Origin of the sequence: Sphingomonas phyllosphaerae (assembly GCA_036946405.1) — a bacterium.
Lineage (GTDB): Bacteria > Pseudomonadota > Alphaproteobacteria > Sphingomonadales > Sphingomonadaceae > Sphingomonas > Sphingomonas phyllosphaerae_D.
Genome location: JAQIJC010000001.1, coordinates 1,267,230 through 1,290,824, shown reverse-complemented (window position 1 = coordinate 1,290,824; position 23,595 = coordinate 1,267,230). Strand labels below are relative to the sequence as shown.

Below are 23,595 nucleotides of genomic sequence, written 5' to 3'. Positions count from 1 at the left end.
AAAAGATGACAAAACTGGATGATCGGCAAATGATCGACAGTAAATTTGCGCTCTCTACTCGGCGTTCGAGGCACTGGTGCTCCGCCGGCAAGTGCCCGCGCTGCTGAGCGGTGGCGTCACATCAGCGGAATTGCCGCTTGCGGTAGATCGCGGGCCGGATACCGCCCTTCTCGAGCTGTAGCTCCATCCACTGCGTGATGCCCTGGACGTAGCGGTAGCCGGGCGCCGAGATCGGGAGCGGGCCGATCGTCGGAAAAACGTCGTTGACGAAGCTGTTGAGCACGATGGCCGCGCCGTGCGCTGACCAGCCCGCCTGCTGGCTGGCATGCCCGTCGCGCGCCACCTTCTCGAAGGTGCTCCCGACACGGAACGAAGGGTTGGTGGAAGGGACTGCTGCCGGATCATGCTTATCAAACCCTTAAAAACCGTCATTTTCTTTTGATCTTGCGTAATCGGTGCCCCCTGCGGTGCCCCCAAGATTGTCACGCTGAGGCAGCGGAAAGGCGTTCATCCAGCCACTTCGACACGTCGGCTTCCCACCAGCCGACCGATCGAGCGGTGAGCTGGATCGGCTTCGGAAAGTCCCCTGCCCCGACCATTCGGTAGATCGAAGTGCGGCTGAGCCCGACCGTCGCGATGACGTCCTTGATCCGCAGGAAGCGGCCGTGCGCGGCTGGGCTTCCATCACGCTTTGCCTGAGCAAGCGTCCGGGCGCTCACAGACCACCGAACATCACGGCGACGCTTGGCCAGCCGAACAGGAGATTGCCGAGCTGGATGAAGGGCAGCGGGCCGATCAGGCCAGCGATGATCTGCAGCGACACAGCGTTAAGCGGACTCATACGCGGCTCGTACGACGTGGCCTGCACCTGGAACGTCGGAGCAGCGGCGCGCGCGCGATCGTGGCGGCGTGGTGCGGGGGCAATGACGTGAGGCATCAGCGGTCTCCTGGGAAGATCAGCTCGCGCAGAACGGCGAGCATGACGGCGAAGGCGAGGATCACGACGGCGAGCGCGATACGCGGCGCATCGACGAAGAAGAGCAGCAGCAGTGCGGTGCCGAGCAGCACGCCAACGATCGCAAGCGGTAGAGCGAGCTGGTCGCGGCGCGGCGTCATGCGACCGCTCGCAGCTTCAGCCGCGCAAGCATGATGGTGATGCCAGCGATCGCCCGGTTGAGATCATGCAGCGCGACGCCGCCCGGGCCGTGAAGGCTAGGCGCGTCGAGGATCACCAGTTCGAGCACGCCGCGTTGCACCAGTAGGTCATCGAGGATTGCAGTGACGACCCGCGCGCGCCCGTTGATGGGGAACTCGCGCAGCGCCAACCCGGGGCGACTGAGCGCCGCGACCGCGCCGGCGAGATCCGCAATCGCGTCTATGAAGTCGGCGGTATTTGCCACTGTCAGCTCGCCGCGCAGGACGTTCAAGCAGGACCTGGTCATATCGAGATCGTCGAGGGTCACGGGCGAAGCTTTCAGGCAGCAAAAAGCCGTCCCCGAAAGCGCGAGGCAAACGGGTCCGGCTGTCGGGGCGGAGAGTGAATGCGTTGGGAAGCGATTAGCCGATGTCGGGCGGCGCCCTGGCGCAGGACGCCCTCACAGCATCACCGCCATGCGTGCGATCATGCTGGCATGCGACGCCTTGCTTGCCGCGATCGCCATCACCGCGGGCACCTCGTCTGGTGTCACGATTCCATCGGAAAGGATCTCGGCCATCTTAGCGGTGTTGCCGCACATGGCCGCGACGATCTCACCTGGGCGAGGCGCAGCATGGGGCGCGTGATCGAAAGCTCCCTGCCGCGCGATCGCCAGCCACAGGCTTGTGAAATTCGCGCCCAAGACAGCGGCGATCGACAGGAGGCGATCGAAAGCGATAGGACGCCAATGCTCCGAGCCTACCTCACAGAGTGCACACTCGATCGACTTCGGCGGTATGCCAGCCTCCTCCGCTAACCGCACCGTTGTCCAGGCGCATCCCGGGCCAACGTACCGCTTCAAGGCCGCGCGAATGGCGCAGTGCGCGTCCCTGCGGGGAACGCGCGGGATAATACCTGCTGATCCCTGCCGGCGGGTCATGCGACCGCCGCCGGCAGAGACGACACCGACAGCGCTGGGCGATCGGTGCCTTGGTGACGGACCAACAGGAATGAGCAGACTGCTTCACCGCGACAGGGATTTAGGGGGATGTGCGGTGACCGGCCGGTCTGCGAGCGGCCGATGGGGGAAAGAGCTACGCCAGCGATCATTACGCGGACGCGGGATCAGCGAAGCTGGGATCGTTATTGCCAGTCTCGCGTGGGTAGAGGTCGGAGCGGAGGTCGTGACGGCTGATGCCAGTCGCAGCTTCAACCTTCAACACGTGCTCGGCTGGAAGAGACTTTTGAAGCCGAACCCATTTCCAGACAGCCGGCTGGGTCACTCCACAAAGTGCAGCAAGCGCGGCCTGAGAGCCGAGCGCTTCAAGCGCCCGAATCAATGCGTGGTGCTGGCCGATCTGCGTCATAACTCTAGCTATGACAATTCTACGGTTATCGTCAATAGCACTCTACGCTTTCCCCTAATTACCAAAGTAATAATGCGGTGCCGGTGAGCTTGGTGGGTTCTCGGTTGGCTGAGCGCCTCGACGCTGCGTCGTTGACGCAGACCGAGCTCGCTCGTCGCATAGGCGTCACGCAGGGGACGATCGCGCACCTTATTCGGGGGCGATCGACTGGTTCGTCACACCTGCATCGCATTGCTCGCGAGCTTCACACCACACCGGACTATCTAGAGGGTAAGACGGCCGACCCGGATGAAGGAGCGGACCTGGGACAGCGACTATCGAGCGAGGAATTGGATTGGCTCGAAATCTACGCTGGCCTCACTGATGCACAGCGGAAGATGGCCCGAGGGTTGTTGGGCGACTTGGCTCGCGGCAATCCTCCAATAGATAGAATTGATGAAAGACGCCGGGATATAGGTACTTCTGATCAGGGGTGATCGGCGGACAGGGGGGGGCGACATGAACGTTACCGTGGACAATGATTTCGCGCGTTTTGGGTCGAAGAGCTACGCGATCAACAAGATCAACAGCGTCGAGGTTAGAGAGCGACAACCATATGGCCAAGGTGGCGCGGTTCTATGTGGAATTGTCGCATTGCTCTGCGCTGGCGGCGGCTATGAGGCCGTGAAAAGCGGCGGTGAGCCCGCTGTGCCAGCAATATTGGCGGTGGCTTTCGGGATCGGGGCTTATCGCCTTTGGCAGAAATCTAAGATCCGCGAGTTTTTGCTGTTTCTGATGACATCCTCTTCGGAAACCCAAGCTTTCGTTACTCGCAGCGAGGGCGAAGTGGCGGCGCTTCGAGACGAGATCGAAGCGGCAATGCTTCACCATTCACGGCTAGGGTACGGAGCTCCGAGGCAAGCATGAGCGCCGACGAGGATCCCAAGGCGCCCGCAAAATTTCTCGGCGAGCTCCTAACCACGATGACGCACGAAGTGGCTCTTCTTACTGGAGAAATAGCCGGAGCTTTGTCGGATGTGGCGTTGTTCGGTGACGCCCTTGCTGCCGGCGAAGCGGGCGAAAGATTGAAAGCAGCGTCGAACACGCTGCGAGATCGCGCCGACAGCATGCAGCGCCAGCTGCTGACTACGATGATCAAGCTGAGTAAGGTGGGCGGCAGCGACGGCGTGAACATCATCCCGTTTCCTAAGAAGCCGGGAAAGGATGTTTGATGGACGACGAGGCAGCATCATGCGGGTACCAGCTGGGTAGCACCGCCCTTTAGCACATCCAGACGGCAGCACTCCGGCGGGTTTGTAGCGACCGAGGCGGAGAATCTCTCCGCCTCGGTCAACTGGATCATCGACTACAACGGTATGCACTCTAGAGCCGAAGGATAGATGACACGAGGCGTGTCGCCGCTACCCTCGTTAGCTCTGTCTCTCACAGCCTGCATCGCATCCCGGGCCGCCTCGCATCTTGTCACTGACGGGTAGAGGCGTCGGGTGCTTCCCGCGCCAACAAGCTCGTAGGCCATGCTTTCCTGAGCTGGTGCAGGAGGTGGTTGTCGCTCAGCCGTCTTTCTCTCCGCCTGCCGGATTTCAGCAACGATCTGCTGCTGCCCCTGCTCAAGGACGCGGACACGCATTCGCAGATCATCAAGCGCAGCCTCCTCGGATTGGCTGGAACGCTGACATGCAGCGAGCAGCAGGATGGCGGGAACGACGAAGCGAGCAAATCTCATGACGTAGATCCCCTTTTGGCCCCACCGTACTCGCACAGCCTTACAGGCTATAGGAGACGCGCGCACATGGGTACTAGCCGGGTACAATCGGCCGCTGTTTACTCATCGCGCAGGGGCGATCGCTACCGGAGCGGAGGACGCCTCCGCCGCGGTCCTTGATCATCAAAGCCGTCCTTAAATCCAGTACGGTGTCATTTATGCCGCCCCCCTCTGATCAGTTGTGCCCGACGTCGCACGCCGTTAGCACCGTCACCGGGTAGATGAGGGGAATCGAGCATGGATGGAGCGTTGTGAAGCCTGGAAGTAGGCCGCTCCCTAGCGGCAAACCGGATGACACGTCTCCGCTGGATCGGCTGAGCCCGACGCGACCCCCCTCGCTAGCTCGGGGTTCCGGCACTCAGACGACAAACTTCGCCGACCGATACGCTGCAGCTCGTCCTCTCGAGTTCGAGGGGGCGTCCCCAAAGCTTAACCATGGCGTGTTCCGCTACCCTGCTAAGTTCCACCCACCCATCGCTCGGAAGCTGATCGACCTCGTTTCCTCTCCGGGCGAGACGGTGTTAGATCCATTTTGTGGTAGCGGGACCCTACTGGTAGAGGCGGTTGCGGCGGGACGCAGCGCCATCGGAACTGACGTTGACCCTCTCGCAGTGTTTGTAAGTCGTGCCAAGACCACAATCGTCGACGGCGTGGCGATCGCGTCCGCCGCTGAGCGGTGCGTTCAATGGCTAGAGCGCTCGAGATCAGAGGATCATGCCCGAAACGGCGACTTCACGCTTGAAATAGATCAGGCCAACTATGAATCGCAGCGGGCCGAATTTTCTATCTGGATTCCCGACCTACCCAACATCACACACTGGTTTCGTCGGAGAGCAACGCTCCAGCTTGCTCAGATCCGGCGATATTTCTGTGAGACATGCGAAGGTGACGCACGGCGCTTCTTGGAGCTGTGCTTTGCTTCAATCATCCGCAATTCGTCGAACGCCGATCCCGTCCCAGTATCCGGCTTGGAAGTCACCAGCCACATGCTGGCTAAAGAAGCGCTTGGGCGTGCAATTGACCCGTGGCGCTTGATGGCGCGCGCCATTGGAAGGTCGCTTCCAGCTATGACCGCTTTTATCGACACCCGGGCACCTGGCGCAAGCTCGAGGATTGTTCAAGCAGACGCGAGGGAGCTTGACCCGGACATAGTCGGCAAGGTCAACGCGATCGTCACGTCGCCTCCCTATCTTACGGCCGTAGATTACTACCGCCGACACACCCTTGAGATGTACTGGCTGGGCCTGACGAACCAACGGGCGGAGCGCCTAGCGCTCATGGGGCGCTACATCGGTCGTGATCGCGTGGGCGAAAATCACTTTTCAGCTGAAGAGGCTACCGCGACAAAGGTGGCAGACAGGTGGATCGCTCGCTTTCCTGGTATTAGGCGTGAGAGGGAGCGGGCGTTCCGGCACTACTGTGACGGCATGGCTAGATCGCTCGCGAAGATGCTGGAGATCGTTATGCCAGGAGGACCGATTGTGATCGTCGCAGGCGACGTTCGCTTCTGCGGTGTCCCGGTCTCGATGCTGGAATTGATGAAAGATCTTGCGGGCGATCGTCTCGGGATCTCGGATCACTTGTGGTACCCGATCATGAACCGCTACATGTCATATTCGCGACGAAACGAGGCGAACATCGCAGCGGATCACGTACTTGTTTTTCGCGGCGCGTAGTAGGATCATCAAATGGAACTTGCCGACCGTCTGCCTGACATCGGGCACGAAAAGGGAAAGCTGCAAGTTCGGCTTTCAAATCAGATTATTCACCTGCTTTCCGAGCAGATGTATAGCTCTCCTTTGAAAGCCATCGAAGAGTTGGTGGTCAACGCTTTCGACGCCGATGCAACGGAGTGTAGGATCGGCATCCCAGTCGAGCCAGGCAACGATCGCTCTATCGTCGTCTACGACGATGGCAGCGGGATGGACTTTGCCGGCCTTGAGCAACTTTGGCACGTAGGCGAAAGTCCAAAGCGGAACAAAGAACTAAGCGATAAGCGACACCGCAAATTGATTGGTAAATTCGGCATAGGCAAGCTCGCGACATACGCGATTGCCGATCGGATTACCTATTTAAGCCGCCGAGATGGTAGGATTCTCCACGTCACCTGCGATTATAGATCATTCAAGTCTGATCCAAACGGGGCCGCCGACGCAGTACCCCTTCTTGTCAACGAGGTCGACGATCCGAAAGTATTCCGCTCGGAGGCACTCTTTAGGAACGTGTGCGACGCTGTTGATCTTGATGCTGACCATTTGACAAACGGCATGTCAACTTGGACCCTTTGCGTTCTGGAAAGCCTGAAGCCAAAATCGGCGGAGTTAAAGATCGGCCGATTGAAGTGGGTCCTTAGAACGGCCATGCCACTTAAATCTGACTTTGCCATTCAGGTGAACGACGAAAAACTCGAGAGTAGCAAATCGAGCTTCACCTCAATCGTATCGTTCGACGTCAAGGACTTGTCCGCCCACCGAATCAAGGTGCTGAATGATCAACAGCATGATCCATCGTGGCACTGGACGCGCACCAGCTCAGGACTTTCGTCTAAAATTTTCGAGGCCGGCGTCACAGGATCAGTCATCGTGACCGATCGCTCGTTAGTGCAGGGAAAGAGCGCGGATATTGACCGCAGTCACGGATTTTTCGTCAAGGTCCGTGGCAGGCTAGTCAATCAGAAAGACGAGCTTTTTGGCCTTCACGCCCTGACGCACGCCACCATAAACTTTTTTCGAGCCGATATTGAAGCTGACGACCTTAACTCGGAAGTCACCGCACCACGCGAAGGGCTTGAGTCGGGTCCGAAGACAGCAGCCATCCAGCGGCTCCTGCTTGAGCTTTTCAATGAGGCGCGCTCCAAACAGGTAGCGGCCGAAAAAGCCAGCTCTGATGCGGAAAAGCGGAAGCGCGAGGGCGAACGCAGCTACGTACCGCCTCGGTTGGTGGAGCGACCCATCGCGGACACACTTTCGATGTTTGGTCCAAGCAACGCTGGCTCGGACGCCGACGAGAATTACTTCTTCATGACGCCGCAAGCGCCGGAGGTTGTCAATCAGGTTGTTGAACAACTCTATACTGAGCGCAAAAAATTCAAGTTCGAATATGTTGCGCTCGGCCGCACCGATCGCATTGTAAAATTTGATCCGTCAAGTGCTACGTTTTCAATGAATGACGACCATGAACTCGTAACAGCTTACGCTGACGACCCTCGCGCTCAGTCGCTGCTCGAGGATGTGGCCACTTCCGAGGTAATGCTAGAAATTTACATGCGGGAAGCGGGCATTGACCCGTTCCGCATAGGAGAGGTCCTTGAACGCCGTGACTTACTACTTCGCAGCCTTTCCCAAGATCGCGTCTATTCACTTGATAGCATCGCAAGGCAGCTTCGAGACAACGTAAACGACGAGTATAATCTGGAAGTTGCCCTTGTGGCGGCGGCCCGCGCGCTTGGCTTTAACGCGAAGCACATTAGCAAGCGGGGAGAGCCCGACGGGATCGCACGATTTATGGATTACAAGTTGGGCGAGACAAAGCTGACGTTGGAAGCCAAATCTAGCGAAGGAGAACCCGGACTTGGCAGTTTAGACTTTGCTGGGCTAGCTGAACACGCCGCGAGGCATGACGCGCAAGGCTGCCTTTTGATTGCGCCGAGCTACGTCGGCGAGAAGCTGAAAAGGAAGGGCGAAGACGGCGCGGCAATCGACTCAGCCGTCGAACATCGCGCCACGTCTAACAAGGTATCGTGCTGGACGATCGAAGATCTAGCGAGGATTGTTGAGGCTGCGGAGAGCCACCAAATCACCGCTTCGCAGATTAGCGACATTGTACGAAACACGTTCAAACCAGCCGAGGTACATGCGGCAGTTGAGTTGCTACTCAATCGGACGAACATGCAGGAGACGTACAGAGAGATCCTTGCGGCCCTCCGCAGCCTCGGACAACCAAATCGCCTTCGCGGTACAACGCGAACAGTGCAGCATGTCGCGGGGGTACTTGCTATAAACTCGAGCTCTTTAAATGACGATGAAGTTCGATCAGCACTTAACGACATGTCCAACGCCAGTCGCGGCATGCTCCGTCTAAATGAAAATTCCATTATCCTGAACGGCGACCTCGACGAAATTGAACGGCGGGTAGCTTCACTTACCGGTGATCCAGGCCCGCCACGGACCTTAGGAACCTTTCGCGAAGGCGAGCAGCAGTAAACGGTCGGCGAATCCGATGCCGAGTCTTAGGGTCAGGACTCGTTGATCACAGCCAGAAGATGACGGTGGCAGCGAGGGCGACGGCGGAAAAGAAGGCGGTGGGGCAGCGATCGTAGCGTGTGGCAACGCGCCGCCAGTCCTTGAGGCGGCCGAACATGATCTCGATGCGGCTTCGACGCCGGTAACGGCGCTTGTCGTATCTGACCGGCTCGTTGCGCGATCGTCGGCCCGGGATGCATGGCTGGATGCCTTTGGCCTGGAGAGCGTCCCTGAACCAATCGGCGTCGTAGCCGCGGTCGCCGAGCAGCCACTGCGCTTTTGGCAGGTCGTCCAGCAGGGCTGCCGCACCGGTGTAGTCGCTAACCTGCCCGGCGGTCATGAAGAAGCTCAAGGGGCGGCCGTTCGCATCGGCGACGGCATGAAGCTTGGTGTTCATGCCGCCTTTCGTGCGTCCGATCAGGCGGCCGAGATCCCCCTTTTAACCCGCAGGCTCGATGCCGTGCGGTGCGCCTTCAGGTATGTCGCGTCTATCATAACGGTCTTCGGCTCTGCATCGCCCGCAGCCAGCCCCTCCATCATGCGCGTGAACACGCCTCGCTCGCCCCAGCGCTTCCATCGATTGTACAGCGTCTTGTGAGGACCATAGGCGCTGGGCGCATCTCGCCAGCGCAGCCCATTGCGGTTGACGAAGACGATGCCGCTCAACACCCGCCGGTCATCCACCCGAGGCCTACCGTGGCTCTTGGGAAAAAACGGCCGCAGCCGCTCAATCTGCTCGTCCGTCAGCCAAAAAAGGTCGCTCATCCCGGTCTCCTCGCGGAGCCTGAATCAGATCGCGACGCTCACATCAATGGGTCCTGACCCTAGCCGCTAGCTAAAAGGGGGCGGGTATTCGACCGGTACTTCCACCTCCGATCAGCCACTCCCGGAGAGAAGATTGACACTGCGGTTGAGGGTTCCTCCGCCACCCTCACCGCAATTATCGATCAATGATTGGTCGTCGAGGCTATCCCGCTCCGTCTTGGCGGTGGCGGTCCAACATCAACTCTGCCTTCTCAGTCGCTGACCTGGTGTCACTGGATAGCTTTTTCACCTCCGCGGCTACCACCGCGAACCCCCTACCCGCATCACCTGCACGTGCGGCCTCGATGCCGGCGTTCAGCGCGAGTAGACGCGTCTGATCTGCAATCGATGTGATCTGGGTCACGATCTCGCCGAGCTCCGACATCGTAGCCTGCATGTCCACCTGCTTCGCTTGCAACACGCGTTCGAGGTCGATCTGTCGTGTGATGTCGACGGCGATCTTGAGGAAACGACGCACCGTTCCATCGTCGTCGAAGATCGGATTATAGCTAGCTTGAAGCCAGATCTCAGATCCGTCTGCTCGACAACGCCTGAACTCGCCCTGCTCGAATCCTCCGCTTACCAACATCGCCCAAAACCGTGCGTATTCGGGCGACTGAGCGTATTCCGCGTCACACAGGACGCGATGATGCCGGCCGATCAGCTGAGAAAGGCTATATCCCATCAACGAAAGAAAGCGCTCGTTGGCCCACGTTATGGTGCCCGACACATCGAACTCGATCACAGCTTGGGATCTGCATACCGCGATCCAAGCGGCACGGCAGTAGCGGTCGCTTGGTTGATCACCTGAAATCTGGGTAGGCAGGATGCTCGACATGAGCCGCCCCTATTGCGCTGAAGAGCCGGGTTCTAGCCCGATAATTAGACGATATCGATGGTTTCATCCCTCGGGTAATTCAAGGGTACAATCGGGAGCGTTCACCCTCGTTCCAGAGGGTAAGAACGCAATGAGGCGGAGGGCTCCTCCGGCTCAGCACCTGAGATATCTAGATCTCAGCCGTAGCTGGTGTAGTTCACCCCGACGAAGATCCCCATACAAATGGACACGGTCAGCAGTGCCAAGGCCATCAAGCAGCGCCGCGCCCATCCGACGTTTGCGAGCATTCCAACAGCAATAGGCAGGCCAATCATCCAGACGGCGTTGGCGGGCGAGCGGAAGTCAAGCGCATCGGTCGCGAGTACACCGACGATCGTCACCAGTGCTACCAAGCACGTTTGAAGCGAGTAGCTAAACCAGGCCGGCGCATGCCTATCCGCAGTCGTAGTGCTCGCTGCCGCAGAAGATTGGTTCGAACTGTCTTGAGCCGCACGGCGGTTTACCAGCCAGCGAGCGCCGAGCCCGACAGGGGTGGCTACGAGGAGTGTGGGCAATACGGCCGCGAGCCAAATGCTTGGACGGCAATCTACGTCCGGCATGCAGTCGCCCAAGCTGGCAGCTAAGAAAGTGACAGCGAAAACTGGACAGCCTACAAGCGCGGCTATTCCGCAGCCCCATCGACCCCCGCGGGTTCCTGTGCCCTTGTAGCGGCTCTCGTTCATAGGACCAGATTACACAGTCCAACGACGTTCGTCAGCGGCCGAGATCGGACGAGCGCGCTCGGGTATCAGACGGGTATAATCGGCACCGATTGTCGTTTTGCCCGAGGAGAGAAGGCGATTGAGGCGGAGGGCCTCTCCGCCTCGGTCCGCCCCGCGTCACTTTCATTTCATCGTAAATCCCGCTATGTTCCGCCGATGGGCGTACCGTTAGCGTTGACAATTGAGAACGCTCGCCCGGCGAGCCGGCGGGATGAGGCCTACGACTTCATCAGATCGTACATCGTGCGGCACGGACACAGCCCCTCGATGGAGGACGTGCGCATCGCGCTCGGCGTAAGCAAGACGCGGGCGAAGGCGCTGGTCCACCAGCTCGCCACGGCCAAGATGATCGAGCGCGTGCCCGGCGCACAGCGCGGCATCAGCATCCCCGGCCTCTTCCGTCAGCTGGTGCTCGATGAGCTGCGGCGCGACGGGTATGTCGTCGACTCAGACGTCGTTTCGGGCGGGCCGTGTACTCAAGGTCATCTGCCCCTGGTCGCGATCCTGGAGCATATCCCTAGCCTCGTAGCCGGGGACCATCATGACCAATCAGAACACGGCGGCGCTGCCCGCCTTTAGCGCCGCCGAGCGCGAACAGCAGCGCATCACTCACCTCGTGCTCGGCGCGCCGCGCCCGCGCCGGAAGATCACCAGCAAGCGTAAGAAGACGAAGGCACCCGTCGTGCTGCTCGCTCCGGGCATCGAGGAGCGCGTCCAGCTGCGCGAGGCATGGTCGCACAAGCAGGGCACGCCCGAAACGCACGCCTATGCCGCGGCGATCGCCAAGCTGGACGGATCGCTGGGGCGCCTTCAGCGCGCCGGTGCGATCGATGCGCACCAGGCGGCGGCGGCCGAGCTGATCGTCGCAGCGCACGAACGCATCACGGCCGACGTGGCGGTGCGGACGGCCAAGCTCGAGCCGCGCAGCTCCGGAGGCGGCGCGAACGCCGCGTCCGCCGAGCGGCTCGCCGCGGTGATCCTCGAGCGGCGCTACACCGAATGGCGCGAGCGCGTCGGTCCGTTCGCCGCCATGATGCTCGCGATCATCGTCGACAACATGACGCTCAGCGCCGCGGCGCGGCGGTGGCGCATGTCCGATCGGCGCGCCCGCGCGCTCCTCGTGGACGCGCTCGATCAGTGGGGCCGCGCCCGCTGACGTAGGGGTGACCTTGTGGGCAGTGTCCCCAAGGTCACGGTGCGAAACGGTCGTGAGACCGGCACAAACGACCCCGCCATAGTTGCGCCCTTGAGCCCGTCTGCTCCCCGGAGCGGCGGGCTTTTGCGTGGAGGTGTCCAGATGCCCCTTCCCCCGGCTCCCGACCACTCTGCGAGCGGACTTCGGCACCGTCGCGTCATCAACGCGGCGACCCAGCCGCGCCCGAACGTAGCAGACCAGCTCGAACGCCTTACCCCGCGCTTCGACGAGCTGGCCTACCGGGCGCGGTTGGCCAAAACCCAAGCCGATGTCGACGATATCGACGAGCTGGTCCTGAATTTCTGTCGGGATCTGCGCGCGGTCGTGCGGTCGCCGGCGCCCAAAGCGGCGCCGCTCTACGTCTCACCCGACGGAACCGGAGCGATGTTCTGATGAAGACCGAACCGACCCGCCTGCGCGACATTCTCGCCGCCGGCCACCCCGACAACGCGCTCGTCGGCGTGACGATCGGCATGCTGAAGGGCTGGGTCGCGCTCAACCCGGCCGCGGCCGACCTGGCTGCCACGCCCTACGTCGCCACCGTCCAGAGCGCCGCCGCATGAGCAGCGCACCTGCCGCCAACCGGTTCGCGCTGCGCGACAACGCCACGCTCGAGAAGGCGACGCCGCTGCTCGAGCGCTTCGCCCAGCTCGGCTACGAGATCGCTGCGGCCGAGACGGCCCGCAACAAGCAGATCGCCGAGACCAACGCCGTCGCGGACGCGATCGTCGCCCCGCTGGTGCAGGAGCGTGAGCGCCTGCGCGCCTCGATCGAGCCGTGGTGGCGCCGCACCGGCTTCGGCATGCTGCCGGGCAAGCGCAAGACCATGGAGCTGCTCGGCTGCATCATCGGGAGCAAGTCGGGGCGCAGCAAGCTCATGATCCCGGGCGACGACGAGGCAGCCGTGAAGGCCCTCAAGGCGTATCGCTGGGGCAAGGACTTCATCCGCGTCACCGAGGCTGTCGACAAGGCGGCGGTGGGCGCCGCGCTCAAGGGGAAGAACGGCGATCGCCTGCGCGCGATGGGCTTCTATACGTCGACCCCCGGCGAAGAGTTCGTGCTGGAAGCCGGCGAGCAGCAGGGCACCGCCGGCAACGCCGCGGCCGCCTGATCAGGTGGGCAAGCTCAAGGCGATCGGCAGCAACCTCTCGAAGCTCAAGCCAACGCTCGGCAGCCTGCCACCCGTCGAGCGCACCGCCAGCGCCGAGCGCCAGCTCTTCTCGCCATGGCGTACCTGGTACAAGTCGGCACGCTGGCGCGCCCTGCGCCTGCTCGTGTTCGCTCGGGACCTATACACCTGCCAGTGGCGCGGGTGCGGCTTCACCACCGCCAACACGTCGCTGCTAGTGGCCGACCACCGCAAGCCGCACCGCGGCGACGAGGGTCTGTTCTGGGACTTCGACAACCTTCAGACGCTCTGCAAGCCGTGCCACGATCGGCATAAGCAGCGGGTCGAGCGCGCAGGGAGCTGAGCATGAAGACCGTCATCGAGCTTGAGACCGAGAGCGGCACCATGCTCTACATCAATCCCGATCACGTTGCCTCTGTGCTGGGCTTGGCCGGCGACGGCGAGCCCATCAGCGTGATCGACGCCGGTGCGATCTGGCGAGTGAAGGGCAATGCGCTCGACCTGGCAGCTCATATCTTCTCGATGCCTTTTGAGCATGGCCGTCGCACCGCCTTCGCGCGGCCTGGTCACGCTGTTCGTGTGAAGCGGGTCGGCGTCTCTGTCCCCCTTGAGGAGCTGCTGGGCTGACGATGGCGCACGATCCTTGGACGATCCTCGGCTGGCTGATCGTGGGCATCGTCGCTCTGTCGCTCGTCGCGTTGCCGATCGCCCTCTTCGCTGCCCTGCAGGCCCGGCGTGCCGCTCTCGAGCGGTTCGCTACGCACGACCGCGAGCTGCAGCGCAGCCTTCGGGATCCGTCGAGGCGCTTCCGCCCCTGATCTCAACCCCGGGGGGGTGGGTCCGATCTCTAGGGGCGCCGCCCCCCGGGACCGGTCTCCGAGTCACGCAGAGAATTTTTCCTCGTGGGCGCATTCAGAGTGCGCACTTTGGGGTCGGGGAGCTTGTTGAATGGCTTCCCGGAAAACTGCTGCTGAATGGTCGCGGATACAAAGCGAATACTTGTCGAGCGAGGACTCGATCCGCGAAATAGCTGATCGGCACGAGATTTCCGAAGCAGCTATTCGGAAGAAAGCAAAGGCCGAGGGGTGGGACCGGCCGGTTCGCACCCGCAAACCGGTGCGCACTTTGCTGCCGGTACCGCGGCCGGAGCCGACGGTGGTCGAGCCGCGCGCGCCGGCCGAGCCAATCGAAGCCGGTGCGATCGCCGACCATGGCCGGCAGCTGGTCGCCCGCATGTTCGACGAGCTCGACGCGATGACGAGCTATCAGGGCGAGCTCGAGGAGATGATCGAGGTCGCGACCGCGAACGACGAGGACGATCGCCGCCGCGAGGCGATGATGAAGGCGGTTTCGCTGCCCGCGCGCTCGCAGATCGCAAAGAACCTCGCGACGACGCTCAAGACGATCAACGAGGCGGCCGCGCCGGCGAAGGGAAAGAAGGCGCAGCAGCAGGAGCGGGCGACCGCCGTCGGGCGCAAGTTCGGCGCGATCGGCGCGCCGACCAGGACGATCAACTGACATGGCCGCCTGGTCGACCGCCTGCCCCGATTGGAAGGATCGGATCCGCGATCGCCGGCCGCTGATCCCGTTCTCGCCGCTCTTCCCGGCGTCGGCCGAGGCGAAGATGGCGGTCTTTACCGCGCTACGCATTGCCGACCTGGGCGTGAACCCGGCGACCGACGAGACCTGGACGATCGGGGAATCGGCCGACGCTTGGCTGCTCGACTTCGCCGCCGCGATCTTCGGCGCGTACAACGCCGAAACTGGCGAGCAGATGATCCGCCAGGGCATGCTGCTCGTTTCGAAGAAGAACACGAAGTCGACGATCGCCGCCGGCATCATGCTCACCGAGCTGATCTGCGGATGGCGGCCGTCGGACGAGAACCTGATCCTGGCGCCGACGATCGAGGTCGCCGGCAACAGCTTCAAGCCGGCCTGCGATATGATCCGCGCCGACGAGGAGCTGAGCGACCTGCTCCACATCCAGGAGCACTACCGGCTCATCACGAACCGCGAGACGAAGGCGACGCTGAAGGTGGTCGCGGCCGACGCGGCGACGGTTTCGGGCAAGAAGGCCAGCCGGGTGCTCGTCGACGAGCTGTGGCTGTTCGGCAAGAAGGCCAACGCGGACTCGATGCTCCGGGAAGCGACCGGCGGCCAGGTCTCGCGGCCGGAAGGATACACGCTCTACCTGACGACGCAGTCGGACGAACCGCCCGCCGGCGTCTTCAAGGAGAAGCTCGCTTACGCCCGCGACGTGCGCGACGGCATCGTCGTCAACGATCAGTTCCTGCCGGTCCTCTACGAGTTCCCGCCTGAGATGCTCGAAGCCGACGAGCACCTAGTGCCGGCCAACTTCTATATCACCAACCCGAACCTCGGCCGATCGGTCAGCCAGAAGTGGCTCGAGAGCGAGTTCGCCGAGGTCGCCAACGCCGAGGACGGCACCAAGCAGGTCTTCTACGCCAAGCACCTCAACGTCGAGATCGGCGTCGGGCTGCGGCACGATGCCTGGATCGGCGCGACCTATTGGGCGCAGGCGAAAGCGGCGGTGGAGATCTGGGACGGCTCGCTCGAGCAGTTCCTCGAGCTGGTCGAAGTCGCGGTCGCCGGCATCGATGGCGGCGGGCTCGACGATCTGTTCGGCCTGGCGCTGCTCGGCCGCCTCCGCGCGGATCCGCGCACCTGGTTGATGTGGAATCATGCCTGGGCGCACCTGGACGTGTTCGAGCGGCGCAAGGACATCGTCAGCCGGCTCAACGACTTCGTCGCCGAGAAGACGCTGATCCGCTGCGAGGATCCGACGCAGGATCTGATCGAGGTTGCCGACGTGCTCGAGCGGGTGCGCGATGCGGGGCTGTTCCCGTCGAAAGCGGCGATCGGGCTGGATCCGCAGGGCGTCGCCGCGCTGGTCGACGAGGTCATCGGGCGCGGCTTCACGGCCGAGCAGCTGGTCGCGGTGCCGCAGGGCTTCCGCCTGACCGGCGCGATCAAGGGCACCGAGCGCAAGCTCAAGGACGGCACCCTGCTCCACGCAGGTCAGGGGCTGATGAATTGGTGCGTCGGCAACGCGAAGGTGGAGCCGCGCGGCAGCGCGATCCTCATCACCAAGCAGGTCTCCGGCACGGCGAAGATCGACCCGCTCCTCGCGGGCTTCAACGCTGTCGTGCTGATGACCCTCAACCCGCAATCCGACAGCTTCGAATATACGGGGATCTGAGCATGGGAATGATGGACCGTGCTCGAGCAGCTGTTCGCGCCTGGCGCGATACGAGCAGCTCCGACGCGATCGTCGCCGGCGCCGACGGCCTCGACGACACCGGCGGCATGACGGTGCTTAACCTGCTGGGCGCCGGCGGCCGCGGCGCGCCGATGGGCGAGCACGAGGCGCTGAGCGTGCCGGCGGTGCTGCGCGCGTTGGAGGTCCTGTGCGGCCTCTTCGCCATGACGCCGTTCCACTATTACAAGCTGACCGACCAGGGGAAGGTGCGCGTCGACGATGCGCCCCAGGCGCTGCTGTTCTCGACCAGCGCCAACGCGGTGCAGCCGGCGTTCCTGCTGAAAGAGCTGATGCTGGGCGACCTGCTGATGTGCGGGCGCTTCGGCAGCTACATCCACCGCGATCCGCTCTACCGGCCGATGGCGCTGTCGCGGCTGCTGCCGCACGCGATCCAGCCGGTCCAGCATTGGGACAAGGCCGACGGGCTCGAGGTCTTCTACGACGCGAGCCTTCCCGACGGCTCACGCGAGCGGCTGACGCGCAACGACTTGTGGTTCGTGCCGGGCTTCAGCCGTGACGGCCTGCTCGGGCTCGACCGGCTCAAGCTGCTCTCCAACACCTTCGAGAACGCGGCGTCGACCAACGAGTTTGCGACCCGCTTCTGGAACAACAACGCCCAGCCCTCGACCGTGCTGACCACCAAGGCGAAGGTCGGCGCCGACGAGAAGAAGCAGATCCGCGCCGATTGGCAGCAGCGCTTCGCCGGCCCGCGCAACGCCGGCGCGACCGCGGTCCTTGACCAGGAGATGAAGGCCGAGTTTCTCTCGCACAACAACAAGGAGGCGCAGTTCATCGAATCGCGCAGCTTCGCGGTTGTCGAGGTGGCGCGGGCGTTCGGCGTGCCGCCGCATGTGCTCTTCGAGCTGGCGCGCGCGACCTTCTCCAACATCGAGCAGCAGAGCCTCGAGCTCTACCTCTACACCATGCTCGGCCATTTCGGCCGCGCGCAGGCGCACATGACGCATCAGTTCGCCGAGCCGGGGCACTTCTTCGAGGCCAACCCGGATGCGCTGCTGAAGGGCGACATCAAGAGCCGGTACGAGGCCTATTCGATCGCGATCGACAAGGGGATCCTCAACCCGGACGAGGTCCGCAACCTCGAGAACCGCAACAAGCGGCCCGGCGGCGACGAGTACCGCGTCGGCTCCGGCTCGACGCTCGAGAGCCAGCAGCCCTCCAAGCCGGTCGACCATCGCCCGCCGGCGCCCGCCCAGCCCCAAGAGGACGACGAATGAAGCACCACGTGCTCGCTGCGATCCGGTCGCAGCCCTGGGCGATCATGCCTGGCTATCTCGAGGCGATCGAGGCGATCGCGCTGCGCGTCCTCGACGATCCGGCGGTGATGGCGCTCAAGGGCGACGGTCATCAGGAGCGGCAGGTCTCGGCAGTCGCCTCGATGGGCGCCCGCGCGCCGGCGACGCGCACCTCGATGCTGCGCGATGGCGTCGGCATGCTCCCGCTGCTCGGCCCGATCTTTCCGCGCGCCAACATCATGACGGAATATTCCGGCGCGACATCGCTCGACGTTGCGGCTGCCGATCTGCGCGCGCTGCAGGCCTCGCCTGACGTGCGCCACATCCTGGCAGTGATCGACAGCCCGGGCGGCGCGGTTGCGCAGGTGAACGACTTCGCGCGCCTCGTCGCGGCATCGCCGAAGCCTGTCTCGGTTCACGTCACCGGCCTGTGCTGCTCGGCGGCCTATTGGATCGGGAGCTCGGCCGCCGGCGGCATGAGCCTCGACCCGACCGGCGTCGTCGGCTCGATCGGCGTGCTGATTTCCACGTCCTACCAGGTCGAGCCCGATGCCAACGGCCGGCGCGACCTCGACATTGCCAGCTCCAACGCGCCGAACAAGCGGCCCGACCTCTCGAGTGAGGAAGGCCAGGCGCAGATCCGCCAGATGCTGGACGCGATCGAGGACGTTTTCATCGCGAACGTGGCGAAAGGCCGCGGCGTGAGCGAGGCCGTCGTTCGCAACGAGTTCGGCAAGGGCGGCACCCTGACCGGAAAGGCGGCCAAGGCGGCCGGCATGGTCGACCGCATCGAGCCCGACGGCCTCGATGGGGCGATCCGCCGGCTCGCCAAGTCCGGCCCGGCAACGCCACGGCGGGCGGCCGCGGCGAACCACCTGGCTCTCGCGCAGATCCGCGCGGCGAGCTGAAACCCACCAAGGAGACGTGTCCATGCGCATCACCGCGCTCAAGACCAGCCTGGCGGCCGTCGTTGCATCGATGGACGGCATTCTGGCGACTGCTGCCAACGACGACAATCGCGACCTCACCGCCGAGGAGCAGACCGAGTTCGATGCCAAGGCGGAGGAGGCCAAGGGCCTGCAGGCGAAGATCGCCCGCGAGGAGAACCTGCTCGCGCTGAAGTCGAGCGCCGCGGCGCCCGTCACGGTCCCCGGCGCGACCAACGCGCCTGGCGGCCAGCCCGGGCGCGTGCCCGCGGCCGTGGCCGAGAAGCCGGAGCCCGGCGCGATGGTCGGCCGTGTGGCGCTCGCGATCGCGGCGACGGGTGGCGAGGACCAGCGCCGCATGGCCGACTATTCGCAGCAGGTCTGGGGTGACGAGACCGGCCAGATCGTCGCGAACATGGAGCAGGCGACCAACACGAAGGGCGGCTACCTGGTCGACACCGCGTACAGCCGCGACTTCATCGTCCTGCTGCGCCCGCGTGTCGTGATCCGCGCCGCCGGCGCGCGCTCGGTCCCGATGCCGGACGGCAACCTGACGATGCGCAAGCAGACCGGCAATACGAGCGCGGGTTATGTCGGCGAGCGCTCGCCGGCGCCGACGACCGACCTGACCGTCGGCACGCTCAGCATGTCGGCCAAGACGCTGCGCGCGCTGGTTCCGATCACGAACCAGCTGATCCGCCGCGCCTCGTTCGGCGTCGACGCCATGGTGCGCGACGATCTGATCACCTCGGCCGCGATCAAGGAAGATCAGCAGTTCCTCCGCGGTGCCGGCTCGGCGCTCGCACCGACCGGCCTGCGCTCGCTGATCGTCGCCGGGAACGTCCTGACGATGACGGCCAACCCGACGCTGGTGACGGTACGCTCGGACATGGCGCGCCTGAAGCTCAAGGTGGTCAACGCCAACGTGCCGCTGTCGAAGTGCGCGTACATCATGTCGCCGACCGTCCAGTCGTTCCTCGAGAACATCACCGACGGCAACGGCAACAAGGCGTTCCCGGAAGTCGCGGAGGGTCGCTTCGGCACCTACCCGATCTTTGTCACCACGTCGGTGCCGGACAACCTCGGCGCGGGCACGAACGAGTCGGAGGTCTACTTCGGCGACTTCGAGCAGTTCCTGATCGGCGACACCCAGCAGGTGACGCTAGCCGCTTCGGACAGCGCTGCCTACGACGACAACGGGACGATGCGCTCGGCGTTCTCCAACGACGAGACGGTGATCCGCCTCATCGAGGAGCACGACACCCAGCTGCGCTACGACGCCGCTTTCGCGGTGCTCACCGGCGTCACCTGGAAGCCGTAAGCGCTTCGCCGCCACCCACCATCACCACCCTCGAAGGGCGTCCGTAACCGGGCGCCCTTCGCGTTTCTGGATTGGAGAGCCGTCATGGCCGTCAAGTTCCTCAAGCCCTGCCAGCAGGGCTCGCTCTACAACGAAGGCGAGATCGCCGGTTTCGACAAGGAGACCGAGAAGCGCCTGATCGAGCAGAAGTTCGCGGAGGCGTACAAGGCGCCGGCGAGCAAGCCCGAGCCGGCCGCGTAAGATGGCCGACGTGGTGGGGAGCGATGGCACCGTGCTGACGCTCGCCGCTGCGCGCGCGCACCTTCGCACCGGCAGCCAGCCGCTCGACGCTGGCCTGATCGCCGCGGCCGAGGGACGCATTGAAGCGTTTCTCGGCCGCGAGCTGGTCGGCGCTACCGGCTGGGCGACCGCCGAGGAGGTCCCGGCGCTGGTGATCCACTGCGTCAAGCTGGCGCTGTCGGATCTGTTCGTAAACCGCGAAGCCCCCGAGCTTACCGATGACCAGCTGCGCCCGATGATCGGCCGGCACATGGTGATCACGCTCGGATGATCGTCGTGCGACCCAGCGAGCTGGACACGCCGGCGCGGCTCGAGCGGCCGATCGCCGACGGTAGCTTCACAGGCGCCGGCTCCGGAGCGTGGGCGCTGGTCGACGAGATCTGGATCGGGATCCGCGACCTGCTGCCCAGCCGGGGCGAGCAGACCGCCAATGGCGCTACCGTTGCCACGCGCCGTTCGCGCGTGCGCATGTATTTCCGCGACGACGTGACGCCAGACATGCGCCTGGTGACCGCCGATCGCACGATGCAGCTGGTATCCGAGCCGGCGATGCTCGGCCGGCGCTCCGGCCTCGAGCTTATGGTCGAGGATTACCGCCCGGCCGGGAACGCCGCCTGATGACCGTGACCGTGAAGGGCCTGGACCAGGTCCAACGCTATATCCGCAACGCACCGACGCGGATCGCGCGCGTCCTCAACGGCGCCGGCCGGATCGCGGGCAAGGTCGTTGCCGAGGAGGCTCAAGACCGCGCGCCCTCCGACGAGGTCGAGGTGATCGTCGTCGCCAAGGGGACCGACGGCCGCATCCGCGTCCGCATCGACGTCAAGAAAGGCTGGGGCCGATCGCTGGCGATCTGGGCCGAGTACGGCACGATCGGCCACTACATCAGCGTCGACATGGAGCGGTCGGGCGGCCGCACGGCGCGGCGGGTCAACACGCTCGCCAAAGACGGCGTGCTGGTGATCAACGGCAAGCCGGTCGGCAAGACCGTCTGGCACCCGGGCGCGAAGCAGGAACCCTTCATGCGGCCGGCGCTGGACGTGAAGCGCACCGAGGCGATCCGCGCGGGACAGGCCTACATCGACGAGCAGGTCCGCAAGGGCGCCTTGGCTGGTCGGCCGATCGACGAGGTGGACTGATGACCAGCGTCGAGATCATCGGTGCGCTGCTGCGGGCTCACGAGCCGCTGACGGACGTGGTGCCGATCGCGCGCATCAAGGCTGGCCGGCTGCCGGAAGGCGCTGCCTTGCCATCGCTGCTGGTCCGCGAGGTCAGCATCATCGACCGGGTTACGCTCAAGCGCGCCGGCTGGTCGCGCTCGATCGCGCGCGTGTCGGTGATGGTGCGCGCCGCCTCCTACGCCGACCAGCTCGCGGTGATGAAGCTGGTCCGCGGGATCCCGATCGGCGCGATCGGCGCGGTTGGCGATGCCGGCAGCGTGGTGGTGCAGCTCGCCGGCGGTGGCCCCGACGTGATCGGCCCGGCCGACACCTTCGAGAAGACGCAAGATTTCAGGGTGGGATTCGACACCCTGGACTGACCTCCCGCCCGGCTCCTCCCGCCGTGCGGCTATTCCCCTGGAGAAACCGCATGAACAAGAAGCATTACGCCGCGCGCGATTTCAGCGACGCGGGCACGCAGCGCAATTTCACCGCCGGCGAGCACGTCGACGTGAGCGAGGCCGAGCTGGCCAACTATCGCGCCGCCGGCCTGGTCAACACCGACGGGCCGCAGGAGCCTGAGGCTGCTGTCGCCGAGGTCGCCACCACCACCGCGGCGCCGGCGAAGCCGAAGCGCACGCGCAAGTCGAGCAAGACGCTCAACTGACCCGCCTTGCCCGCGTCCGCGGGTGACTGCAGCCGGCAGTTCCGGCTCGCCCACAGGGAGAAAACACCATGGGTTCCACCACCGCGGCGGGCACGGCGCTCGCCATTTCCGCGGGCACCCCGTCCGCACAGACCGGCGCCGCCTTTGCTGCACTCGCCTTCACCGAGATCGGTGGCATCGACAAGATCGGCGCGATCGGCGCGAGCTTCGGCAAGACCGAGTTCCAGCCGCTCAAAGGGCCGAAGGACAAGCTGAAGGGGGCGGTCGATTACGGCCAGCTCTCGCCGTCGGCCGCCTATGACGAGGCCGACGCCGGTCAGACCCTGTTGCACACCGCTGCCGAGGACGAGACCAACAAGCTCTACGCCTTCAAGGTCACGTATCCGACCGGCGCGGTCCGCTATTGCCAGGGTCGCGTGTTCGGCGCGCCCGAGAGCGTCGAAGGCGCCGAAGCCGTGCTGATGATCAACGCCGACATCGGCATCTGCACCAAGCCCATCAAGGCCTGATCCCACCCCCATTCCGGCCCCAAGCCGGATCATGAGCATCGGCCCGCCCTGCGCTTCGCGGGACGGGGCGGGTCGGTGCATCCCGCGAAACTTCCCGCGAAGGAACCATCTGCCATGAAGATTGCCACGCTCGCTGTCGCTATGACCGCTTTCCTCCATCTCAAGGGTCCCGACGGGGTCCCGCTCTTCGACGCCGGCGAGAAGGTCGGCATCGACCTCTTCGGCCCGGGCTCGGCCGAGCACGGCCAGATCGAGGAGCGTCAGTCGGCGCGCGTCGTGAAGCGCATGGCCGACAACGAGAACAAGATCGCGCACGTGCCGCTCGCCATCCGCCGCGTCGAGGCGGCCGAGGATCTCGCCACGCTGACCGCAGGCTTCCGCCACATCGAACACGATGCCCCCGACGGCAGCCCGCTTTCGGGCGCGGCGCTCTACCATGCGGTCTATTCCGACCCGGCGCTCGGCTGGATCAAGGAGCAGGTCGTCAAGTTCGTTGGTGACTGGGGAAAGTTCACGCCCGGCTCGCCGACGAGCTGACCCTCTGGGTGCGGCAGATGGCGTGGCTCAATGCCACGCCGAAGCCGCACGCCGGGTCCAGGCGAGCGGATCCGGAGCGCCAGGCCGGCCGCCTGACGCGGATCGACCAGCTGAAGAAAGACAAGCTGCCGATCCCGATGCCACCGAACCCGGCGCCGCACATCACTGGCTGGCTCATCGCCATGGGCATCGTCCAGCCGACCGGCATGGGCATCGCGGCGCTGGGGTGGGCGGAGATCGCCGGCTGGCAGCAGTCGATGTGCATCCGCCTGTCGCCCTGGGAGGCCAATCTGCTCCGCACGCTGTCCTCGGCCTACGTGGCCGAGAGCCGCCGGGCAGAGAGTGAAACGTGCTCCGCCCCGCATCAGGTCCCGGTCACGCAACGCGAAATCGACGTCGAAGTAGCGCGGCTCGAGAAGCTGCTGGGATGA

The 23,595-nt window shown here is 64.0% G+C and carries 36 protein-coding genes; 26 read left to right on the top strand and 10 right to left on the bottom strand.

Annotation, left to right across the window (positions count from 1 at the left end; translation table 11 throughout):
* Positions 1-121: 121 nt before the first annotated feature.
* The 7 genes from PGN12_06130 to PGN12_06100 all read right to left on the bottom strand — a co-directional run bounded on the left by PGN12_06130 (position 122) and on the right by PGN12_06100 (position 2,502).
* Positions 122-343, bottom strand: a complete 222-nt coding sequence (locus tag PGN12_06130; protein ID MEH3103467.1) for a hypothetical protein — start codon at positions 341-343, stop codon at positions 122-124.
* Positions 344-482: 139 nt separating this feature from the next.
* Entirely contained in the window at positions 483-719 is a 237-nt protein-coding gene (locus PGN12_06125) for an AlpA family transcriptional regulator (protein MEH3103466.1), read from the bottom strand.
* Entirely contained in the window at positions 716-937 is a 222-nt protein-coding gene (locus tag PGN12_06120; protein ID MEH3103465.1) for a hypothetical protein, read from the bottom strand. The genes PGN12_06125 and PGN12_06120 overlap by 4 nt, the downstream gene beginning before the upstream one ends.
* Positions 937-1,116: a hypothetical protein gene (locus PGN12_06115; protein MEH3103464.1), complete on the bottom strand. Its 180-nt coding sequence runs from the start codon at positions 1,114-1,116 to the stop codon at positions 937-939. The genes PGN12_06120 and PGN12_06115 overlap by 1 nt, the downstream gene beginning before the upstream one ends.
* Positions 1,113-1,463 (bottom strand): hypothetical protein, encoded by a 351-nt coding sequence (locus PGN12_06110; GenBank protein ID MEH3103463.1) that lies wholly within the window; start codon positions 1,461-1,463, stop codon positions 1,113-1,115. The genes PGN12_06115 and PGN12_06110 overlap by 4 nt, the downstream gene beginning before the upstream one ends.
* A 132-nt stretch (positions 1,464-1,595) precedes the next feature.
* Positions 1,596-1,838 carry a hypothetical protein gene (locus tag PGN12_06105; GenBank protein MEH3103462.1) on the bottom strand — a complete coding sequence of 81 codons (243 nt, stop codon included), beginning with the start codon at positions 1,836-1,838 and terminating at the stop codon, positions 1,596-1,598.
* A gap of 406 nt (positions 1,839-2,244) precedes the next feature.
* Entirely contained in the window at positions 2,245-2,502 is a 258-nt protein-coding gene (locus tag PGN12_06100; protein ID MEH3103461.1) for a YdaS family helix-turn-helix protein, read from the bottom strand.
* Positions 2,503-3,000: 498 nt separating this feature from the next.
* Between PGN12_06100 and PGN12_06095 the strand changes: the two genes are divergently transcribed.
* The 4 genes from PGN12_06095 (at position 3,001) to PGN12_06080 (ending at position 8,466) form a co-directional block, all read left to right on the top strand.
* The gene (locus PGN12_06095) at positions 3,001-3,408 is read left to right on the top strand and encodes a DUF6232 family protein (GenBank protein MEH3103460.1); all 408 of its coding nucleotides are present in this window, start codon (positions 3,001-3,003) and stop codon (positions 3,406-3,408) included.
* Positions 3,405-3,713, top strand: a complete 309-nt coding sequence (locus PGN12_06090; protein MEH3103459.1) for a hypothetical protein — start codon at positions 3,405-3,407, stop codon at positions 3,711-3,713. The genes PGN12_06095 and PGN12_06090 overlap by 4 nt, the downstream gene beginning before the upstream one ends.
* Positions 3,714-4,704: 991 nt before the next feature.
* On the top strand, positions 4,705-5,940 hold the full coding sequence (locus tag PGN12_06085; GenBank protein MEH3103458.1) for a DNA methyltransferase: 1,236 nt from the start codon (positions 4,705-4,707) through the stop codon (positions 5,938-5,940).
* 12 nt (positions 5,941-5,952) lie between these two features.
* The gene (locus PGN12_06080) at positions 5,953-8,466 is read left to right on the top strand and encodes an ATP-binding protein (GenBank protein MEH3103457.1); all 2,514 of its coding nucleotides are present in this window, start codon (positions 5,953-5,955) and stop codon (positions 8,464-8,466) included.
* Between the two features lie 46 nt (positions 8,467-8,512).
* Here the strand turns inward: PGN12_06080 and PGN12_06075 are convergent.
* From PGN12_06075 to PGN12_06065, 3 genes are all read right to left on the bottom strand, one after another.
* Positions 8,513-9,270, bottom strand: a protein-coding gene (locus PGN12_06075) for an IS5 family transposase (GenBank protein ID MEH3103456.1) whose coding sequence is annotated in 2 segments (ribosomal slippage) — positions 8,513-8,937 and positions 8,937-9,270 — 759 coding nt in all. Because the reading frame shifts where the segments join, the coding sequence is not laid out codon by codon here.
* Between the two features lie 202 nt (positions 9,271-9,472).
* Entirely contained in the window at positions 9,473-10,147 is a 675-nt protein-coding gene (locus PGN12_06070) for a methyl-accepting chemotaxis protein (protein ID MEH3103455.1), read from the bottom strand.
* A 176-nt stretch (positions 10,148-10,323) separates the two neighbouring features.
* Complete coding sequence (locus PGN12_06065) at positions 10,324-10,527, bottom strand: hypothetical protein (GenBank protein MEH3103454.1); 204 nt, start codon at positions 10,525-10,527, stop codon at positions 10,324-10,326.
* A 648-nt stretch (positions 10,528-11,175) separates the two neighbouring features.
* On the opposite strand from PGN12_06065, the gene PGN12_06060 reads away from it, so the two are divergent.
* From PGN12_06060 to PGN12_05955, 22 genes are all read left to right on the top strand, one after another.
* The gene (locus PGN12_06060) at positions 11,176-11,487 is read left to right on the top strand and encodes a hypothetical protein (GenBank protein ID MEH3103453.1); all 312 of its coding nucleotides are present in this window, start codon (positions 11,176-11,178) and stop codon (positions 11,485-11,487) included.
* Complete coding sequence (locus PGN12_06055) at positions 11,450-12,064, top strand: hypothetical protein (protein MEH3103452.1); 615 nt, start codon at positions 11,450-11,452, stop codon at positions 12,062-12,064. The genes PGN12_06060 and PGN12_06055 overlap by 38 nt, the downstream gene beginning before the upstream one ends.
* Positions 12,065-12,205: 141 nt before the next feature.
* Positions 12,206-12,496, top strand: a complete 291-nt coding sequence (locus PGN12_06050) for a hypothetical protein (protein ID MEH3103451.1) — start codon at positions 12,206-12,208, stop codon at positions 12,494-12,496.
* Complete coding sequence (locus tag PGN12_06045; GenBank protein MEH3103450.1) at positions 12,496-12,666, top strand: hypothetical protein; 171 nt, start codon at positions 12,496-12,498, stop codon at positions 12,664-12,666. The genes PGN12_06050 and PGN12_06045 overlap by 1 nt, the downstream gene beginning before the upstream one ends.
* A complete protein-coding gene (locus tag PGN12_06040) occupies positions 12,663-13,214 on the top strand; it encodes a host-nuclease inhibitor Gam family protein (protein ID MEH3103449.1) in 552 nt (183 codons plus the stop codon). Before PGN12_06045 ends, PGN12_06040 begins: the two co-directional genes overlap by 4 nt.
* A 4-nt stretch (positions 13,215-13,218) precedes the next feature.
* Complete coding sequence (locus PGN12_06035) at positions 13,219-13,575, top strand: HNH endonuclease signature motif containing protein (GenBank protein MEH3103448.1); 357 nt, start codon at positions 13,219-13,221, stop codon at positions 13,573-13,575.
* A 2-nt stretch (positions 13,576-13,577) separates the two neighbouring features.
* The gene (locus tag PGN12_06030; protein MEH3103447.1) at positions 13,578-13,859 is read left to right on the top strand and encodes a hypothetical protein; all 282 of its coding nucleotides are present in this window, start codon (positions 13,578-13,580) and stop codon (positions 13,857-13,859) included.
* A 2-nt stretch (positions 13,860-13,861) separates the two neighbouring features.
* On the top strand, positions 13,862-14,050 hold the full coding sequence (locus PGN12_06025) for a hypothetical protein (protein ID MEH3103446.1): 189 nt from the start codon (positions 13,862-13,864) through the stop codon (positions 14,048-14,050).
* A gap of 298 nt (positions 14,051-14,348) precedes the next feature.
* Positions 14,349-14,750: a hypothetical protein gene (locus PGN12_06020; GenBank protein MEH3103445.1), complete on the top strand. Its 402-nt coding sequence runs from the start codon at positions 14,349-14,351 to the stop codon at positions 14,748-14,750.
* A 1-nt stretch (position 14,751) separates the two neighbouring features.
* The gene (locus PGN12_06015; protein MEH3103444.1) at positions 14,752-16,452 is read left to right on the top strand and encodes a terminase large subunit; all 1,701 of its coding nucleotides are present in this window, start codon (positions 14,752-14,754) and stop codon (positions 16,450-16,452) included.
* An 11-nt stretch (positions 16,453-16,463) separates the two neighbouring features.
* Positions 16,464-17,747 carry a phage portal protein gene (locus PGN12_06010; protein MEH3103443.1) on the top strand — a complete coding sequence of 428 codons (1,284 nt, stop codon included), beginning with the start codon at positions 16,464-16,466 and terminating at the stop codon, positions 17,745-17,747.
* Positions 17,744-18,673 carry a S49 family peptidase gene (locus PGN12_06005; protein MEH3103442.1) on the top strand — a complete coding sequence of 310 codons (930 nt, stop codon included), beginning with the start codon at positions 17,744-17,746 and terminating at the stop codon, positions 18,671-18,673. The genes PGN12_06010 and PGN12_06005 overlap by 4 nt, the downstream gene beginning before the upstream one ends.
* A gap of 22 nt (positions 18,674-18,695) precedes the next feature.
* Positions 18,696-20,012, top strand: coding sequence for a phage major capsid protein (locus PGN12_06000; GenBank protein ID MEH3103441.1), 1,317 nt, complete (start codon positions 18,696-18,698; stop codon positions 20,010-20,012).
* 84 nt (positions 20,013-20,096) lie between these two features.
* Positions 20,097-20,252, top strand: coding sequence for a hypothetical protein (locus PGN12_05995; GenBank protein ID MEH3103440.1), 156 nt, complete (start codon positions 20,097-20,099; stop codon positions 20,250-20,252).
* 1 nt (position 20,253) lies between these two features.
* The gene (locus tag PGN12_05990) at positions 20,254-20,562 is read left to right on the top strand and encodes a phage gp6-like head-tail connector protein (GenBank protein MEH3103439.1); all 309 of its coding nucleotides are present in this window, start codon (positions 20,254-20,256) and stop codon (positions 20,560-20,562) included.
* Positions 20,559-20,909 (top strand): head-tail adaptor protein, encoded by a 351-nt coding sequence (locus PGN12_05985; GenBank protein MEH3103438.1) that lies wholly within the window; start codon positions 20,559-20,561, stop codon positions 20,907-20,909. Before PGN12_05990 ends, PGN12_05985 begins: the two co-directional genes overlap by 4 nt.
* Positions 20,909-21,430, top strand: a complete 522-nt coding sequence (locus tag PGN12_05980; protein MEH3103437.1) for an HK97 gp10 family phage protein — start codon at positions 20,909-20,911, stop codon at positions 21,428-21,430. The genes PGN12_05985 and PGN12_05980 overlap by 1 nt, the downstream gene beginning before the upstream one ends.
* Positions 21,430-21,831: a hypothetical protein gene (locus tag PGN12_05975; protein MEH3103436.1), complete on the top strand. Its 402-nt coding sequence runs from the start codon at positions 21,430-21,432 to the stop codon at positions 21,829-21,831. The genes PGN12_05980 and PGN12_05975 overlap by 1 nt, the downstream gene beginning before the upstream one ends.
* Positions 21,832-21,881: 50 nt before the next feature.
* Complete coding sequence (locus tag PGN12_05970; GenBank protein ID MEH3103435.1) at positions 21,882-22,118, top strand: hypothetical protein; 237 nt, start codon at positions 21,882-21,884, stop codon at positions 22,116-22,118.
* Between the two features lie 68 nt (positions 22,119-22,186).
* Positions 22,187-22,627, top strand: coding sequence for a hypothetical protein (locus tag PGN12_05965; GenBank protein ID MEH3103434.1), 441 nt, complete (start codon positions 22,187-22,189; stop codon positions 22,625-22,627).
* Positions 22,628-22,741: 114 nt separating this feature from the next.
* Positions 22,742-23,164 carry a hypothetical protein gene (locus tag PGN12_05960; GenBank protein MEH3103433.1) on the top strand — a complete coding sequence of 141 codons (423 nt, stop codon included), beginning with the start codon at positions 22,742-22,744 and terminating at the stop codon, positions 23,162-23,164.
* A gap of 17 nt (positions 23,165-23,181) precedes the next feature.
* Positions 23,182-23,595, top strand: coding sequence for a hypothetical protein (locus tag PGN12_05955; GenBank protein MEH3103432.1), 414 nt, complete (start codon positions 23,182-23,184; stop codon positions 23,593-23,595).